Here is a 16,372-nt window from a genome sequence, read left to right on the forward strand (position 1 = left end):
TATAAGAGACAGCCGGAACTCCGGGTGCGCCTGCGTGCCGACGAAGAACGGGTGCTGCTCGCGGGGCAGCTCGACGTACTCGACCAGGCGGCCGTCGGGCGACAGGCCGGAGAACCTCAGCCCGGACTCCGCCAGCCGGTCCCGGTAGGCGTTGCTGACCTCGTAGCGGTGCCGGTGCCGCTCCGACACCTTCGCCTCGCCGTACAGCTCCCGGACGATCGACCCCTCGGCGAGGTCGGCCGGGTAGAGGCCGAGCCGCATCGTCCCGCCCATGTCCCGCTCGCCGGCGACCACGTCCACCTGGTCGGCCATCGTCGCGACGACCGGGTGGGCGGTGGCGGCGTCGAACTCGGCGCTGCCCGCGCCGGTGAGCCCGGCCAGCGTCCGCGCCGCCTCGATCACCATGCACTGCAGACCGAGGCAGATCCCGAGGAGCGGGACCCGGTTCTCCCGCGCGTGCCGCACCGCGCCGAGCTTGCCCTCGATCCCCCGCACCCCGAACCCGCCGGGGATGAGCACGCCGTCGGCGCCGTCCAGCTCCCGCTTGGCGCCCTCGGGGGTCTCGCAGTCGTCGCTCTTCACCCACCGGATGTGGACCTTGGCGTCGTTGCCGAACCCGCCGTGCCGCAGCGCCTCCGTCACCGACAGGTACGCGTCGGGCAGGTCGATGTACTTGCCGACCAGCGCGATCGTGACCTCGCGGGCCGGCTTGTGGACGCGCCGCAGCAGCTCGTCCCACGCGCCCCAGTCCACGTCGCGGAACGGCAGGTCCAGCCGCCGCACCACGTACGCGTCCAGGCCCTCGGAATGCAGCACCTTCGGGATGTCGTAGATCGACGCCGCGTCGACCGCCGACACCACGGCCTCCCGGTCGACGTCGCACATCAGGCTGATCTTGTGCTTGAGCCCGTCGGTGATCGGCCGGTCGGACCGGCACACGATCGCGTCGGGCTGGATGCCGATGGAGCGCAGCGCCGCGACCGAGTGCTGCGTCGGCTTGGTCTTCAGCTCCCCGGACGGGCCGATGTAGGGCAGCAGGGACACGTGCAGGAAGAAGCAGTTGTCCCGGCCGATCTCGTGCCGGATCTGGCGGACCGACTCCAGGAACGGCAGCGACTCGATGTCGCCGACCGTCCCGCCCACCTCGGTGATGACGATGTCGACGTCGCCGTCGGCGCCCATCCCGATGATCCGGTCCTTGATCTCGTTGGTGATGTGCGGAATGACCTGCACGGTGTCGCCGAGGTACTCCCCGCGCCGCTCCTTGGCGATCACGTTCGAGTAGACCTGCCCGGTGGTGACGTTCGCCGACCCGTGCAGCTCCGTGTCGAGGAACCGCTCGTAGTGGCCTATGTCCAGATCGGTCTCCGCGCCGTCGTCGGTGACGAAGACCTCACCGTGCTGGAACGGGTTCATCGTGCCGGGGTCGACGTTGAGGTAGGGGTCGAGCTTCTGCATCGTGACGCGGAGGCCGCGAAGGGCCAGAAGCCGCCCGAGGCTGGACGCCGTCAGCCCCTTGCCGAGGCTGGAGGCGACACCGCCCGTGACGAAGAGATGCTTGGTAGGCCGCGAGCTACCAGTGGCTGCCGAAGGCAAAGAAGATGCTCCCGTGGTCGTTGCGAGGCGGACAACGCACTGTCCACGGGCTCTCAGCTTATTGCATTTGCTGTGCTTGTTTGCATTGCCCTTGGCGTCGGGCCCTGGGGGCCCTCCTTCGGCGGGCAATGCGTGCGATCGCTGCATCGCTCCGGCTCGCCCAGGGGCTCGCTGCGCGATCAGGTTTCTCGCAGGCTCGAAACCTGCCTTCGGACGCGATCGCGACGGTTCTGGTTGTTGCGGGGTTGCGGCGGTGGCTGATGCAGCAGCGTCCGCAAAGACCCCTCTGCTCCCGGCCAGCGACCCTCCGCTCGCTTCGTGGCCGGTCTTCTGGCAGGTGTGGAAGCCGGCTGCGAACGTGAGCGCAGGCGTTGACGTTGTCGCAGGTTGGTCTGTGCCTGTGCTGGGTGGTCAGAGGCGGGGGGTGGCGGCGGTGGGCATTATGGTGCGGAGTTGGCGGGTCAGTTCGTCGATCAGGGAGCGGGCCTGGTCGGCGGCGGTGCGGGCGGCGTCGCGTTCCTGGGAGAGTTCGGCGATCTGGGCGCGCTGCTCGGTGACGGCCTGGGCCAGCTGATCCACCCACTGGTCGCGTTCGGCCAGCTTCTCGGCGATGGCGTCGCGTTCGGCGGCCATCTGGCGCATGGCCGCGACGGCCTTGTCGCGTTCGCGGCCGGCCTGGTCGGCGCGGCCGCGGGCCAGGGTCAGCTCCGACTCGGCGCGTGCCTGGGCCTGGACGGCGGCCTCGCGGGCCCGCTCGGCGGCCTCCTTGGCCTTGGCGTTGCCGTCGCGCTCGCGCTCGGCCTTCTTGGCGGCCTCCAGCGAGTGCGAGGCGGTGTCGAGGGCCTGCTGGCGCTCGGCCTCGGCGTTCTCGGCCCGTCCCACGGCCTCCTGGAAGCGGCGCTCGGCCTCCTGCGCGCGGCGCTCCGCCTCGATGGCGCGGCGCTCGTTCTCCTGGGCGCGGTGCTCGGCGACCTCGGCGCGGCGGCGGGACTCGTCGGTCTCCTTCCCGGCCGCGACGACGGCGTGCTGCAGGTTCTGGGCGGTCATCTCGGCGTCGGTGACCTTGGCGCGCAGCGCCGACAGCTCGGCGTGGGCGGCCTCCAGGCTGCGTGACAGATCGCCGGCCTGCTCGGCCACGCGGTCGCGTTCCGCCTCGGCGGAGCGGCGCCCGGTGACGGCCTCCTCGACGGCGCGGAGCGCGTCGTCGCGGGCCTCGCTCATGGCGTCGCGCTGCTGGATGGCCTGCCGGACGGTGGCCTCGGCCTCGGCGACGCGGCGCTCGGCCTGCTCGACCTGGCCCTGCACCTGCTCCATCTGCGCGCGGGTCTGCTCGGCCTGCGCGCGGGCCTGGTCGGCCTGGACGCGCGCCTGCTCGGCCTGGCCGCGGGCCTGGTCGGCCTGGGCGCGGCCCTGCTGCGCCTGGTTCCACGCGGCGGCGGCGTCCCGCTGCGCGTTCTCCTTCTCGGCCTGGAGCGCGGCGATCTGCGTGACGGCCTCGTTCTGGACCTCGGCGATGCGGCGGTCGGCGTCGGCGAACTGGCGCTCGGCCTCCACGGCGCGGCGCTCGGCCTGCTCGGCCTGGCCGCGGGCGCGCTGAACCTCGCCCCAGGCGGCCGCCGCGTCACGCTGGGCGGCCTCCTTCTCCGCGGCGACGGCCGCGACCTGCGAGGCGACCTCGTTCTGCGCATCGTTCAGGCGGCGCTCGGCCTCCACGGCGCGGCGCTCGGCCTGCTCGGCCTGGCCGCGGGCGCGCTGAACCTCGCCCCAGGCGGCCGCCGCGTCACGCTGGGCCGTCTCCTTCTCCGCGGCGACGGCCGCGACCTGCGAGGCGATCTCGCTCTGCACCTCGCTGACCTTGCGCTCACCGGCGGCGAGCGCGTCGCCGATGAGGTCGGCCATCTGGCGGAGCCGCTCGACCATGTCCCAGGGCTGGGCCTCGGGCTTCTCGAGTTCGGCGCGCACGAGCTCGGCGCGCACGAGTTCGCCGGGACGGCCCTGGCGGCCGTGCTGCCCCTGCGGTGCTTGGTGGGGCGGCTGCTGGGCCTGCTGCGGCTGCTGCTGGGCGGGTTTGGACATCTGGATCGGCTGCTGGGCGGCCGGCACCGGCGCCTCGGGTGCGCGGTTCGGGTCGCGCCCCATCGCGTTCCAGGGGGAACCCGCGTCCGGGACTCCGCGGGAACCGCCCGATCCGTTCAGCTCACTCACTGCTCTCCTCGCCTCACGGCTCGGTGCCACGTGAACGCCATGGCCCTGCTCGTCCCGCTCGCGGCGATCCTCGCCCGGCGGCTCGTCATCTCGCTCACGCGTCTCCTCGCCGGGCGGCGTCCGGCCGCGTTCGCGGGGGTAGGTCTGCACATCTCGTTCGCTCCGCCACCGGCCCTGCGCCTCGTCGCTTCGCTCACTGAAGGCACTCTAGTCGCGACCAGCGGAACCTTTGCCCAGTTTGGGGTTTACTTTCTTGATCCTCGCAGGGTATCCGCGCACACGGCGTCCCTGCTCGGGGCCAGTGCGGGCCGTCCGCGGCGGGCCCGGCGGGTGCCGCGGGTCACACCGCGCGGGACGGTGTGACGGGTGGGACAATCGCGCTCCATGGAGCTTCGCACCCTGTATCCGCCCATCGAGCCGTACGACTCCGGGCTGCTCGACGTCGGCGACGGCAACCGACTCTACTGGGAGGTGTGCGGGAACCCCGAGGGGAAGCCCGCGGTCATGCTGCACGGCGGGCCGGGCGCCGGGTGCAGCCCGGCGCACCGCAGGCAGTTCGATCCCGAGAGGTACCGGATCGTCCTGTTCGACCAGCGCAACTGCGGCCGGAGCCTGCCGCACGCGAAGGACCCGGAGGTGTCGCTGGAGGCGAACACCACCTGGAACCTGGTGGCCGACATGGAACGGCTCCGCGAGCACCTGGGCATCGAGCGGTGGCTGGTGTTCGGCGGGAGCTGGGGCAGCGCGCTGTCGCTGGCGTACGCGCAGACGCATCCGGAGCGGGTGACCGAGCTGGTGCTGCGCGGCATCTTCACGCTGCGGCCGTTCGAGCTGTACTGGTTCTACCAGGAGGGTGCGTCGCTGCTGTTCCCCGACCTCTGGGAGAAGTACCTGGAGCCGATCCCCGAGGACGAGCGGGAGGACCTCATCTCGGCGTTCCACGAGCGGCTCAACTCCCCGGACCGGGACGTGCGCGTCGCGGCGGCGAAGGCGTGGTCGACGTGGGAGGGCTCCACGATCACGCTGCGGCCCGACCCGGAGCTGGCCGGGGCGTTCGGCGAGCCGGACTACGCGGTGGCGTTCGCCCGCATCGAGAACCACTACTTCATGAACGAGGGGTTCTTCGAGGAGGAGCAGCTCATCCGCGACGTTGACAGGATCCGCGACATCCCGGCCGTCATCGTCCAGGGCCGGTACGACGTGTGCACGCCGGTCGCGACCGCCTGGGACCTCCACCGCGCGTGGCCTGAGGCGGAGTTCCACATCGTCGACGACGCCGGGCACGCCTTCAACGAGCCGGGAATCCTGCATCACCTGATCGAGGCGACCGACCGCTTCGCGGGAAACGGCCGTCCGGAAGCGACATAGGCAGGGACCGCGGAATCCGACCAGAATCGGATGGGTCACGTAACCCACTTGTGACATGTCCGTAAACGGTGCCGGCGCGGCGCCCATGCCGCGCCCCGGCCGGTCTCCTCGTGACCGAAACACCTGATTCCTTACCTTTCAGCCATCCCGCTCTTACCCGTTCGTGAGTGAACCTGCCCCTTGAAGGGCAGGGACGGGGACTCCCAGAACCCGCGCCAACGCCTTGCTCCACACGCGTCCCAGCACGCCCGCGACCGGACGACCTCGCGCGATGCGACGTGACGTCCGCCGCACCCGGGACGTTCACAGTGAATTTGTGTGACTTACCTCACACAACCGATACACAAAACCCCTCGCGCGGTCACGACAAAACATTAAGCTGACGTTCAGGAAGCGTCCCGGCACGTCCGGCCGCGGGTTCGCCAGTAACACCTGCGTAACACGGAGAAATGCGCGGAAGCGCCCGCGCAGGGCCCTCGCGAATTGCACCCAATTCGACAAAGCCTATTACCCTACCCAGCGGACCGGACCGCTAAACATCTCGCAGATAACATTCCTCTGCGATCACGGCGCGAGATTCGCTAAATTGCCTGGACATGGCAGCGCAACCCCTGGAATCACCGACCCGACGCCCCGGTCCGAACGAGACGAACGCGGACGTGCAACTCCAGGAGCCGAGCCTCTCCGACGGCCCAGAGCTCTGGCGGATGGCCCGGGACTCGCAAGTCCTGGACGTCAACTCGCCGTACAGCTACACGCTCTGGTGCCGCGATTTCGCGGACACTTCCGTGGTGGCATGCGACGCCGGCGCTCCCTGTGGGTTCATCACCGGCTACGTCCGCCCGTCCCGGCCCGACACGTTCTTCGTGTGGCAGGTCGCCGTAGACCACGACCATCGCGGCCAGGGCCTCGCCCGCCGCATGCTCGACCACCTCGCCGACCGGCTCGCCCCGCGCGGGCACCGGTTCATGGAGGCCACGGTGACCCCGGACAACACCGCTTCCACCGCGATGTTCGAATCGTTCGCCCGGGACCGCGGCTGCGAGGTCGCCCGCAGTCCGCTGTTCGGCACGGAGCACTTCCCCGACGGGGGACACGAGCCCGAGGTGCTCTTCCGGATCGGCCCGATCACCGACGCGAACTGATCCATCACATCCCAGTCCGCTCCCCCACGACGACCTGCCTGGAGGCAGACATGGACGTTTTCGCCAGCCTGGAATCGGAAGTGCGCGGTTACTGCCGCAGCTGGCCCACGGTGTTCACCACCGCGAGGGGCAGCTACATGACCGACGAGAACGGTAAAAGCTACCTCGATTTCTTCGCCGGTGCCGGAACGCTCAACTACGGGCACAACAACCCGCAGCTGAAACGGCGGCTGATGGATTACCTCGCGAGCGACGCCATCGTCCACAGCCTCGACATGTACAGCTCCGCCAAGCGGGAGTTCCTGGAACGGTTCAACGAGTACGTGCTCCAGCCGCGGGGACTCGACTACAAGGTCCAGTTCCCCGGGCCCGCGGGCAACAACTCGGTCGAGGCGGCGCTGAAACTCGCCCGCAAGTACACCGGCCGCGAGACGGTCGTCAGCTTCACCAACGCCTTTCACGGCATGACGCTCGGCGCCCTCGCCGTGACGGGCAATTCGATGAAGCGCACCGGCGCCGGCGTACCGCTCGGCCACGGGGTCGCGATGCCCTACGACAACTACCTGGACGGCCGGACGCCCGACTTCCTGCTGTTCGACACGATGCTGGACGACAGCGGCAGCGGCCTGGACAAGCCCGCCGCCGTGATCGTGGAGACCGTCCAGGGCGAGGGCGGCATCAACGTCGCCACCCCGGAGTGGCTGCGCGGCCTGGCGGACCTGTGCCGCCGGCACGAGATCCTGCTCATCGTCGACGACGTGCAGATGGGCTGCGGCCGCACCGGGTCGTTCTTCAGCTTCGAGGAGGCCGGGATCACCCCGGACATCGTCTGCCTGTCCAAGTCGCTCAGCGGCTACGGGCTGCCGTTCGCGATCACGCTGATGAAGCGCGAGCTGGACGTGTGGGACCCGGGAGAGCACAACGGCACCTTCCGCGGCTTCAACCCCGCGTTCGTCACCGCCGTCGGCGCGCTCGAGGACTACTGGGGCGGCGACGACATGGAGAAGGAGACGCTCGCCAAGGGCCAGCAGGTCCAGGCGGCCCTGGAGTCGATCGCGATCACGCACGCCGGCGCCGTCGACTCCGTCCGCGGCCGCGGCCTCGCGTGGGGCCTGGTGATGAACGACGCCGAGATGGCGCCGAAGGTGTGCGCCGAGGCGTTCGAGCGCGGGCTGCTGATGGAGACCTCCGGTCCGGAGGGCGAGGTGGTCAAGCTGCTGCCGCCGCTCACCACGACCGAGGCCGAGCTGGGCCAGGGGCTGGAGATCATCTCGGACTCGCTGGAGGCCGTCCGCCAGAAGGTGGCCGTCTGAGCATTTCCGCCCACATTGGGTCATAACGGGCCGTCAGCGGCCCGCTGAGCCGCTCGCACCGCTCCGGACCTGCCGGGACACCCCCGGGTCGTTCCGGGTCGCCTCGGGCCTGCTGAGCCGTCCGGCTCCGGACGGCGGGGGCCGCCTGACCGGGTGCCCCGGGACGATCAAGGCCTGACCGGGCACATACCTGGCGGACGCGGTCCGGCGACCCGAGTGAAACGCGACGAGGACGACCCCAGCGAACACCGCCCGAGCGGCACCGGGCCCTGCGCGGGCCCCGGTCCCCGGGCACAGCCGGAAAGAGGAGATTCATGATCGTTCGTTCCCTTGACGAGATCATCGGCACCGAGCGGGACGTGCAGGCGCCCACGTGGTGCAGCCGCCGGTTCGTCCTCGCCAAGGAGGGCGTCGGCTTCTCGATGCACGAGACGATCCTGTACGCGGGGACCGAGACGAAGATGTGGTATGCGAACCACGTCGAGGCCGTCTACTGCATCGAGGGCCAGGGAGAGCTGACCAACGACGAGACCGGCGAGAAGCACAAGATCGAGCCGGGCGTGATGTACCTGCTGGACCAGCACGAGCACCACACCCTCAGGGCGCACACCGACGTGCGGACCGTCTGCGTGTTCAACCCGCCCGTCACCGGCCGGGAGGTCCATGACGAGAACGGCGTATACCCGCTGCTGACGGAGGAGGACGCATGAGCATCATCGAGTCGCATCCGACGATCGACGACACCTACCCCACCCGGAAGGCCGCCGAGGCGGCGCTGCTGTACCGGCAGGACCCCGTCGTCTACGGCGCGCCGGAGGACGGCCCGATCGACCGCTCCACCCTCGACTCCTACGAGGCCGACGGCTTCCTGACGGTCGACCGGCTGATCTCGCCGGAGGAGGTCGAGGACTACCGCGCCGAGCTGCGCCGGCTGTCCGCGGACCCGCAGATCCTCGCCGACGAGCGCACGGTCACCGAGCGCGGTTCGGACGAGGTCCGCTCGATCTTCGAGATCCACAAGATCAGTGAGGTCTTCGCCCGCCTCGTCCGCGACCCCCGCGTCGTCGGCCGGGCCCGGCAGCTGCTCGGCTCCGACGTGTACGTCCACCAGAGCCGGGTCAACTACAAGCCGGGCTTCAACGGCAAGGACTTCTACTGGCACTCGGACTTCGAGACGTGGCACGCCGAGGACGGCATGCCCCGGATGCGCGCGGTGAGCATATCCATCGCGCTCACGGAGAATTTCGTGCACAATGGCGGGCTAATGATTATGCCCGGTTCCCACAAGACCTTCGTGGCGTGCGTCGGGGAGACGCCGGACGACCACTACAAGGAGTCCCTGCGCGGGCAGGAGATCGGGACGCCCGACCCCAGCAGCCTGTCGATCCTCGCCGAGAAGCACGGGATCGAGCTGTTCACAGGGGCTGCGGGCTCTGCCACCATGTTCGACTGCAACTGCATGCACGGCTCGAACGGGAACATCACCCCGTTCCCGCGCTCCAACGTGTTCATCGTGTTCAACAGCGTCGAGAACGCGTGTGTCGAGCCGTTCTCGGCACCGGCACCCCGCCCGGAGTTCATCGGCGCCCGCGACTTCACGCCCGTGGGCGACTGAATGAATACAACAATTCGATAACCCGACCCACCTCTGCTCCCGCGCCCGGGGGAGGCCGCGCCGGCCTCCCCCGGGCGCGGGAGCGCACCCATCAGGAGATCGATGATGACTTCCTCGAGACGCGACTTCCTCCGTACCGCCGTGCTGCTGTCCGCCGCGGTACCGCTGGCCGCGGCGGGCTGCTCCACGACGGATCCGGAAGAGGAGCGGTCCGGCGGCGGGACGCTGGAGAAGGCCAGGGAGGCCGGGACGATCACTGTCGGCTTCGCCAACGAGCCCCCGTACGGCTTCACCGACCAGTCCGGCAAGCTGACCGGCGAGGCGCCCGAGCTGGCCCGCGTCATCTTCAAGGAACTCGGCATCGACGAGATCAAGGGCGTACAGGTCGACTTCGGCGGCCTGATCGGCGGGCTCAACGCCAAGCGGTTCGACGCGATCGCCGCCGGCATGTTCATCACACCCGAGCGCTGCGCGTCCGCGGCGTTCGCCGACCCCGAGTACGTCGCCAAGAGCGCCTTCATGGTCAAGGAAGGCAACCCGATGGGCCTGGAGGGCGCAAAGGACCCGGCCGAGAAGGACGCCAAGGTCGGCGTCCTCACCGGCGCGGTCGAGGGGGACTACGCCGAGAAGACCGGCGTCTCCAAGGGCAATATCAAGACGTACGCCGACCCGCCGAGCGCCTACGAGGCGCTCAAGGCCGGACGCATCGACGCGATCTGGCTGACCCGCATCTCCCTCGCCGACCTGCTGTCCAAGCACGAGGGCGAGGGCTATGAGGTCACCGAGGCGTTCACCCCGGTCATCGACGGCAAGGAGCAGTTCGGCGCCGGCGCGTTCGCGTTCCGCAAGGCCGACACCGACCTGGTGAACGCCTGGAACGAGCAGCTCGAGAAGCTGAAGCAGGAGAACAAGCTGCTGCCGGTCCTGCAGCCGTTCGGCTTCACCGAGGCCGAGATGCCCGGCCCAGAGGACACCGCCGCCAAGTTCTGCCAGGGCTGATCCCGTGGGGGATGTCCTCGGCAGCTGGGAACAGTGGCTGGAAGGTGCGTGGCTCACCTTCCAGCTCACCGTGTACGGCGGCGTGCTGGCGCTGGTGCTCGCCCTCGTCTTCGGGATGGCGGGCACCTCGCGCCACGCGTGGGTACGCGTCCTCAACCGGGTCTACGTGGAGTTCTTCCGCGGGACCGCGACGCTGGTCCTGCTGTACTGGTTCTTCTACGCGCTGCCCCTGATCGGGCTGCGGTTCACCACCATGTTCGCCGCGGTCCTGGCGCTCGGCATGAACGTCGGCGCCTACGGCGCGGAGGTGGTCCGCGGCTCGATCAAGGCCGTGCCCAGGGCGCAGTTCGAGGCGACGGTGGCACTCAATTTCACGCCCTACCAGCGGATGCGGCGCGTCCTGCTGCCGCAGGCCGTCGCGCTGATGCTGCCGCCGTTCGGCAACCTGATCATCGAGCTGATGAAGGCGACGGCCATCGTCTCCCTCGTCGGCCTGGTCGACCTCACCCGCGTGTCGAAGAACATCCAGGGCAGCACCGGCGAGACGATCGCGGCGTTCACGGTGGTGCTCGTCCTGTACTTCGTCATCGCGCAGTTGCTGCAGTTGCTCGTCCGCTACGCGGAGCGCCGCGTGGACCGCATGCTGGGACGCAGGCTCCCCAGTGAGCCGTCGCTCGGGACGATCGCGGCCGGCGCTCCCGGAGCGGGGGTGTCGGGCTGATGACCTGGGACTGGCAATACACGGGCGAGATCATCCCGGACCTGCTGCACGGGCTGCGCTACACGATCACCGCCACCCTGGTCGGCTACGTGATCGCCCTGATCCTCGGCCTGGTGTGGACGCTGCTGCGCCGCACGCCGTACACGGCCGTCAACCAGACGGTCCGGTGGGTCACCGAGTTCATCAGGTCGACGCCGCTGATCCCGCAGCTGTACTTCGTCTTCTTCGTCCTGCCCGCGTGGGGCATCACGCTCGGACCGCTCACCGCGGGCATCATCACGCTCGGGATCCACTACTCGACCTACACGGCCGAGGTGTACCGGGCGGGCATCGCCGACGTGCCGAAGGGGCAGTGGGAGGCGTGCACCGCGCTGAACCTGCCCAAGTCGCGGGTCTGGGTGGACGTCATCCTGCCGCAGGCGATCCGCCGCGTGATCCCGACGCTCGGCAACTACCTGATCGCGATGTTCAAGGACTCGCCGATGCTGCTGGCGATCAATGTCACGGAACTGCTCTTCTCCGCCTACCAGGTGGGGGCGCGGACCCTGCAGTTCCTGGAGCCGATCACCATGGTCGGCCTGTTGTTCGTCTTGGTCAGCGTCATATCCTCGATACTGGTCCGCCGCTTGGAGAGTCGCTATGCCACCCACTGACACCACGCCAGAAGCACCGACGCCCCAGGACCCCAAGCGCGGCTCGACACCGGAGGACGCCCCCGAGGGCGCCAAGGACCCGGCGGGCAAGAGCGTCTCCACGCGCAAGGAGGACGCGGCCGGGGGCAGGCCGGCCGCGGACCTCCCGCGGGGCGGCGCGCCCGGCATCCGCTTCGAGAAGGTGGTCAAGCGGTTCGGCAGCAACGTCGTGCTCCGCGAGCTCGACTTCACCGTGGAGCCCGGCGAGCGGGTGACGCTCATCGGGCCGAGCGGGTCGGGCAAGACCACCATCCTGCGGTTGCTGATGACGCTGGAGACCCTCGACGAGGGCGTCATCTGGATCGGCGACCAGACGCTGTGGCACATGGACCGGGACGGCAAGCGCGTCCCGGCCAACCAGAGGCACCTGCACGAGATGCGCAAGCAGGTCGGCATGGTGTTCCAGCAGTTCAACCTGTTCCCGAACATGAACGTGCTGCGCAACCTCACCGAGGGGCCGGTGCGCGTGCTCGGGGTGTCGAAGGACGAGGCGGTCGAGCGCGCCAGGAGCCTGCTGGACCTGGTCGGCCTCGCCGACAAGATCAATGCGCACCCGACGCAGCTGTCGGGCGGCCAGCAGCAGCGGGTGGCGATCGCGCGGGCGCTCGCCATGCAGCCGAGGGTGCTGCTGCTGGACGAGGTCACCTCCGCCCTGGACCCCGAGCTCGTCGTGGGCGTCCAGGACCTGCTGCGCGACATCGCCCGGCAGAGCGACCTCACCCTGCTGTGCGTCACCCACGAGATGGCCTTCGCCAAGGACATCTCGGACCGGGTCCTGATGTTCGACCAGGGCCAGATCGTCGAGGAGGGTCCCCCGGACCAGATCTTCGGCGAGCCGGCCGAGCAGCGCACCCGGGACTTCCTGCAGGCGGTCCTGGCCTCCTGACCAACGCATCCGGTACCGGTCCGGTGGCGTGGCACGTCCAGGACGGTCCAGCGGATCGTCTTCTCCGTGGGCACAGCAATAAGGATCTACCGAAAGGGGCTGTCCGGCAGAGCCGGGCAGCCCCTTTGCATGCGTCGCCGTAATTAAGTCGTGTATTCCGCAATGCTTCGAACAGGCGAATGCCGCGCTGCACCGCGACGACCTCGCACCGGCATTTCACCGCGGCGGCGACCGGCCAATCCCCGTGTCCACATCCGGCCACCGTGAAGATCATCTGTGCTGTTTACCGCCCTCATCCGCACACCTACACTCCCCCAGAAAAGCGGTGCGGGTTGCATACTGTCGCAACCCCGTCTTTCATTGAGGTCGCCTCATCGTCCACCTCGACGCGCAGACGGGAGCTTCGATAAGGTGATCAGGACACTTATCGGCATTGAGGATCCGCTCGCCCGGTTCGGCCTGACCTCCCTGTTCAATCACGTGGACGGCATAAGTGTCGTCAATGATGTCGAGAACCTCGAGCAACTCATCGTCGAGTCCGTCGCCGCCCGCCCCGACATCGTTGTCATGGACGTGTCCTCGATCGCACAGGGCAGCACGGCGACCGAGCGCATCCTCGCCAGCTCGGGCTACGACGGACCACGCATCATACTTTTAACCGATTCGCTCGAATCCGAGCACGTCGCTCACGCAGTGCGAACGGGAATAGCCGGCCTTCTTTGCAGGGAAACCACTCCCGAGGAGATGATCCACGCAGTACACGCCGTGTCGGCCGGTAATGTGATCCTGCCACGACAACTGGCATCCGGCTTGTCAGAAAATGGAGGCCCGGACACACGCGATCCCACGGAGGGCCGGGACTCGATGATCGACAAGCTGACCCGACGGGAAGAAGAAATCTTCTGGATGGCCGTCAAGGGACTCTCGAACCCGGAGATCGCCAGCCATATGGGAGTGAGTCAAGCAACCGTGAAGACGCATCTGCACCGGCTCATGTCGAAACTCAGTCTCTCGAGTCGGGCGCAGACCATCGTGTTCGCATATGAGACCGGCCTGCTGGTGCCGAGATATCTCCGGGGGAGGCGCGTAGTCGCGCGACGAGACCCGCACGTCGAGTACGACCTGTTCAGGAGAACAGATCGACCAGGTCGTCAATAAAGATCAAGAATGTCGCCCCCACGATGCCGGTCAGAACTGGTCCAGGAACAAGTCTCCAGTCCACCTCTCCCATGCAGGCGGTGGCCCCGCCACCGGCAAGCGCGGCCAGCACCAGCGCCATATTGCGCGCTACATGACGGCGAGAGAACACTTCACCGCCCTTGCCGAAGCATGCACATCGGACGATCAGCCCTCGCTTGAGCGCAATGATGATCGTCAGTGTGAAGGCCGTGAGCAAACCCGTGGAGAGCGCGAAGGCCAGAAAGGCCGCCTCTCGCCCGGCGACCGGGGACACGATGAAGATGCCGAGCGTGCCCGCCTCTGCGACCAGCGCCATACCCGCCAAACAGGAACTGACGCGGCCCCTGGCGAAGCCCAGGGCGATCAGCGAGTTCATTAAGCTCGGCAGGTTTCGAACCTTTCCCAGGACCGATGCCGCGAGTATGGAGCTCAAGAGGACGCCGCAGCCGATCGATACGACCCCCGTCACGATCCCATCTTCCTTATGGCACGGCCCACCACATCGGTCATCGGTACGAAACCGAAGCATCTGGAGTCGCGGCTGAGCCGACCGTTGTCTCCCAGAACGACCAGGTGGCCCACCGGCACGACGTCGGCGGGCAGGCCGGCGGGCGCGGCTTGCCCGCCGACGGCGACGACCCTCTTGATGAGCCATAGTCCCGGACGTCGGCTCGCCGCGCGGTCCGGGTCGCGAAGCACGACGACCTGCCCGGGAGCAAAGACGGGGCGGCCGGCGGTGCGATACGTGAGTACGCGGTCACCAGGGACCAGCGTCGGCGCCATACTCGGTCCGGAGACCTCGGCGATGAGCAGTCTACTTCGCACGAACACCGCACTTCCAGCAATCGCCAGGACGCCTACCAATATCCCCTTAACAGGCATTAGGAATTCCATTCGCGATCATAGTCGGCGCTTTGGAGTTCGAAAAGGTCCGCGTACCTGCCGGCACGCTTGATCAGTTCATCGTGCGATCCCTGCTCGACTATGCTGCCCTGATGCAGGACCACCACCAGGTCCACGTGCCGCATTACGCCCAGCCGGTGCGAAGTGAGAACTCGTGTCCGGCCTTTCCAGTACCGAGCCAATCGTTCATGTAGTTCGTGCTCGGCCTTCGCGTCCAAAGCGGAGACGGGCTCGTCGAGGATGAGCAGGTCGCGGTCGGCCCGAAACATCGCCCGCGCGATCGCCAGGCGCTGGGACTGCCCACCGGACAGCATCACTCCCTGCGAGTCGCCGTCATCCTGGAAGAAGATGCGGCTGATCAGGGTGTCGAAGCCGCGTGGGAGCGCCATGACCAGCTCATGGGCCCCTCCGCGGTGGGCCGCCCCCTCGATGGCCTCGGTGTCATCGCGCCGGTCGAGATCTCCCAAGCCGATGTTCTCGGTAACGGTCATGTCGTAGCACATGAAATCCTGGAACACCGCCGATATCCGATGGCGCAACGTCTCCGGGTCGATCTGCCGGATGTCAACACCGTTCCACAGAATCGCCCCCTTATCCGGGTCATAGAAGCGGCATATCAGTTTTACCAGAGTACTTTTCCCGGTCCCGTTCGTGCCCACTACCCCGACACTCGTGCCGTAGGGAATCGTGAGGTTGACACCTTGCAGGATCCAGGGGTGCTCCGGCCCGTAACGGAACCACACGTCTTTCAGTTCGATCGTCCCCGCAGGTTCCGCTGGCCGGTTCTCTGTGGTTCGCAGGTCCGGTTCGGAGTTCACGATGGTCATATAGTTCTCGAAGAGGAGCAGGCGCTGATGGATTGACATCACCTGAGCGACCGTCATCGTCAAACCATTCTGGACCCCCGCCACAGCGGCAACGAAGAGCGCCAGGTCGCCGACCGTCAGGTTTCCGTGCCGCGTATTGATGACCACCCAGACGAGCGCTCCCCCGGAGACCAGTGCACTGAGCGAACTGAGACCGATCTGCGCATGGAGCTGGCGACGGTCCATACCCTGATTTTCGGTGTTCATGTGGCTGAGTTCGCGCAGCATCCGTCCATGCAGGAAGTTGCCTATGCCGAATAGCCGAATCTCTTTGGCCGCTTGGACATTCGACATCAGGTGACTATAGAAGACCTCCTTGCGCTGGGCAGCGGCAAGTCTCTGCATCATGGCGGCGCGCTGCCTTGACAATTTGAGCTCCGCGATGAAGACAGGTATGGCGCCACTGAACACCAGAATGGCCATCACCGGACTGATGATCAGCAGCGACCCCAGGAACCCGACGATGGTCGCGACGCTGCCGAGGAGCCCGAGCAGCGTCTCGCTCACCTGACTCGGCCCTGAACGCCCTTCGTTGACGGCGAGGCGCAGCCGATCCAGGAAACCGGGATTCTCGAAGTTCTTCAGACCGACGTAGCGATTCACCGCGCAGAACAGATTGTCTTGGGCGCGGAGGCTGATCCTCCTGCTCAACTCCGTGGTCATATAGCTGCGAAAGGCGCCGCCGGCCGTCGCCAGAAGACCCAATGCCGCAAGGACGGCACCAAGCGACAGGGCCGCCGCGGAGGAAACCGAGGCAGGTTCGGTCAACTGGTTTATGATTAGCCTGGTGACCCATCCGGTGGCGACGGGAACCGCGGCAAGGGCGAGTGTCAGAAGTGTGATGAGCGCCATCCACGAGGAACCCACCTGCCAGGCGAGTGCAA

15 protein-coding genes are annotated in these 16,372 nt (G+C 67.8%); 10 read left to right on the top strand and 5 right to left on the bottom strand.

What is annotated here, in order from left to right; all coding sequences use genetic code 11:
* Window positions 1-1,596, bottom strand: a 1,596-nt coding sequence (locus E1266_RS11830; protein ID WP_132046383.1) for a CTP synthase, incomplete at its 3' end; no start/stop codon positions are given.
* Window positions 1,597-2,007: 411 nt separating this feature from the next.
* The gene (locus tag E1266_RS11835) at window positions 2,008-3,801 is read right to left on the bottom strand and encodes a hypothetical protein (protein ID WP_132046384.1); all 1,794 of its coding nucleotides are present in this window, start codon (window positions 3,799-3,801) and stop codon (window positions 2,008-2,010) included.
* A gap of 384 nt (window positions 3,802-4,185) precedes the next feature.
* Here E1266_RS11835 and pip point away from each other — a divergent pair, with 384 nt between their 5' ends.
* The 10 genes from pip to E1266_RS11885 all read left to right on the top strand — a co-directional run bounded on the left by pip (window position 4,186) and on the right by E1266_RS11885 (window position 13,698).
* Entirely contained in the window at window positions 4,186-5,169 is a 984-nt protein-coding gene (pip, locus tag E1266_RS11840; protein ID WP_132046385.1) for a prolyl aminopeptidase, read from the top strand.
* Window positions 5,170-5,765: 596 nt separating this feature from the next.
* Window positions 5,766-6,314 (top strand): diaminobutyrate acetyltransferase, encoded by a 549-nt coding sequence (gene ectA / locus E1266_RS11845; RefSeq protein WP_132046386.1) that lies wholly within the window; start codon window positions 5,766-5,768, stop codon window positions 6,312-6,314.
* A 50-nt stretch (window positions 6,315-6,364) separates the two neighbouring features.
* Window positions 6,365-7,627 (top strand): diaminobutyrate--2-oxoglutarate transaminase, encoded by a 1,263-nt coding sequence (gene ectB, locus E1266_RS11850; protein ID WP_132046387.1) that lies wholly within the window; start codon window positions 6,365-6,367, stop codon window positions 7,625-7,627.
* Between the two features lie 314 nt (window positions 7,628-7,941).
* Window positions 7,942-8,337 carry an ectoine synthase gene (locus tag E1266_RS11855; RefSeq protein WP_131982395.1) on the top strand — a complete coding sequence of 132 codons (396 nt, stop codon included), beginning with the start codon at window positions 7,942-7,944 and terminating at the stop codon, window positions 8,335-8,337.
* Entirely contained in the window at window positions 8,334-9,242 is a 909-nt protein-coding gene (gene thpD, locus E1266_RS11860) for an ectoine hydroxylase (RefSeq protein ID WP_132046388.1), read from the top strand. The genes E1266_RS11855 and thpD overlap by 4 nt, the downstream gene beginning before the upstream one ends.
* Window positions 9,243-9,347: 105 nt before the next feature.
* Window positions 9,348-10,241, top strand: a complete 894-nt coding sequence (ehuB, locus tag E1266_RS11865; RefSeq protein ID WP_132046389.1) for an ectoine/hydroxyectoine ABC transporter substrate-binding protein EhuB — start codon at window positions 9,348-9,350, stop codon at window positions 10,239-10,241.
* Between the two features lie 4 nt (window positions 10,242-10,245).
* Entirely contained in the window at window positions 10,246-10,962 is a 717-nt protein-coding gene (ehuC, locus tag E1266_RS11870) for an ectoine/hydroxyectoine ABC transporter permease subunit EhuC (RefSeq protein WP_132046390.1), read from the top strand.
* Complete coding sequence (ehuD, locus tag E1266_RS11875) at window positions 10,962-11,615, top strand: ectoine/hydroxyectoine ABC transporter permease subunit EhuD (protein WP_132046391.1); 654 nt, start codon at window positions 10,962-10,964, stop codon at window positions 11,613-11,615. Before ehuC ends, ehuD begins: the two co-directional genes overlap by 1 nt.
* Window positions 11,602-12,540: an ectoine/hydroxyectoine ABC transporter ATP-binding protein EhuA gene (gene ehuA / locus E1266_RS11880; RefSeq protein WP_132046392.1), complete on the top strand. Its 939-nt coding sequence runs from the start codon at window positions 11,602-11,604 to the stop codon at window positions 12,538-12,540. Before ehuD ends, ehuA begins: the two co-directional genes overlap by 14 nt.
* 411 nt (window positions 12,541-12,951) lie before the next feature.
* The gene (locus E1266_RS11885) at window positions 12,952-13,698 is read left to right on the top strand and encodes a response regulator transcription factor (RefSeq protein WP_165966038.1); all 747 of its coding nucleotides are present in this window, start codon (window positions 12,952-12,954) and stop codon (window positions 13,696-13,698) included.
* Here the strand turns inward: E1266_RS11885 and E1266_RS11890 are convergent.
* The 3 genes from E1266_RS11890 to E1266_RS11900 are packed head-to-tail and all read right to left on the bottom strand — an operon-like array spanning window position 13,667 to window position 16,340.
* Window positions 13,667-14,188 carry a MauE/DoxX family redox-associated membrane protein gene (locus E1266_RS11890; protein WP_132046394.1) on the bottom strand — a complete coding sequence of 174 codons (522 nt, stop codon included), beginning with the start codon at window positions 14,186-14,188 and terminating at the stop codon, window positions 13,667-13,669. The genes E1266_RS11885 and E1266_RS11890 overlap by 32 nt on opposite strands.
* The gene (locus tag E1266_RS11895) at window positions 14,185-14,613 is read right to left on the bottom strand and encodes a S26 family signal peptidase (RefSeq protein WP_347876715.1); all 429 of its coding nucleotides are present in this window, start codon (window positions 14,611-14,613) and stop codon (window positions 14,185-14,187) included. Before E1266_RS11895 ends, E1266_RS11890 begins: the two co-directional genes overlap by 4 nt.
* Window positions 14,601-16,340, bottom strand: a complete 1,740-nt coding sequence (locus E1266_RS11900) for an ABC transporter ATP-binding protein (protein ID WP_132046395.1) — start codon at window positions 16,338-16,340, stop codon at window positions 14,601-14,603. The genes E1266_RS11895 and E1266_RS11900 overlap by 13 nt, the downstream gene beginning before the upstream one ends.
* Window positions 16,341-16,372: the final 32 nt, after the last annotated feature.

Source organism: Actinomadura sp. 7K534 (assembly GCF_004348575.1).
GTDB classification, from domain to species: domain Bacteria; phylum Actinomycetota; class Actinomycetes; order Streptosporangiales; family Streptosporangiaceae; genus Spirillospora; species Spirillospora livida.

Excerpts from the sequence above, each read along its gene's own strand:
- E1266_RS11895 (WP_347876715.1), bottom strand. The coding sequence starts at position 14,613 with ATGGAATTCCTAATGCCTGTTAAGGGGATATTGGTAGGCGTCCTGGCG.
- E1266_RS11855 (WP_131982395.1), top strand. The coding sequence starts at position 7,942 with ATGATCGTTCGTTCCCTTGACGAGATCATCGGCACCGAGCGGGACGTG.
- ehuA (WP_132046392.1), top strand. The coding sequence starts at position 11,602 with ATGCCACCCACTGACACCACGCCAGAAGCACCGACGCCCCAGGACCCC.
- ehuB (WP_132046389.1), top strand. The coding sequence starts at position 9,348 with ATGACTTCCTCGAGACGCGACTTCCTCCGTACCGCCGTGCTGCTGTCC.
- ectA (WP_132046386.1), top strand. The coding sequence starts at position 5,766 with ATGGCAGCGCAACCCCTGGAATCACCGACCCGACGCCCCGGTCCGAAC.
- pip (WP_132046385.1), top strand. The coding sequence starts at position 4,186 with ATGGAGCTTCGCACCCTGTATCCGCCCATCGAGCCGTACGACTCCGGG.
- ehuD (WP_132046391.1), top strand. The coding sequence starts at position 10,962 with ATGACCTGGGACTGGCAATACACGGGCGAGATCATCCCGGACCTGCTG.
- ectB (WP_132046387.1), top strand. The coding sequence starts at position 6,365 with ATGGACGTTTTCGCCAGCCTGGAATCGGAAGTGCGCGGTTACTGCCGC.
- thpD (WP_132046388.1), top strand. The coding sequence starts at position 8,334 with ATGAGCATCATCGAGTCGCATCCGACGATCGACGACACCTACCCCACC.
- E1266_RS11900 (WP_132046395.1), bottom strand. The coding sequence starts at position 16,340 with ATGGCGCTCATCACACTTCTGACACTCGCCCTTGCCGCGGTTCCCGTC.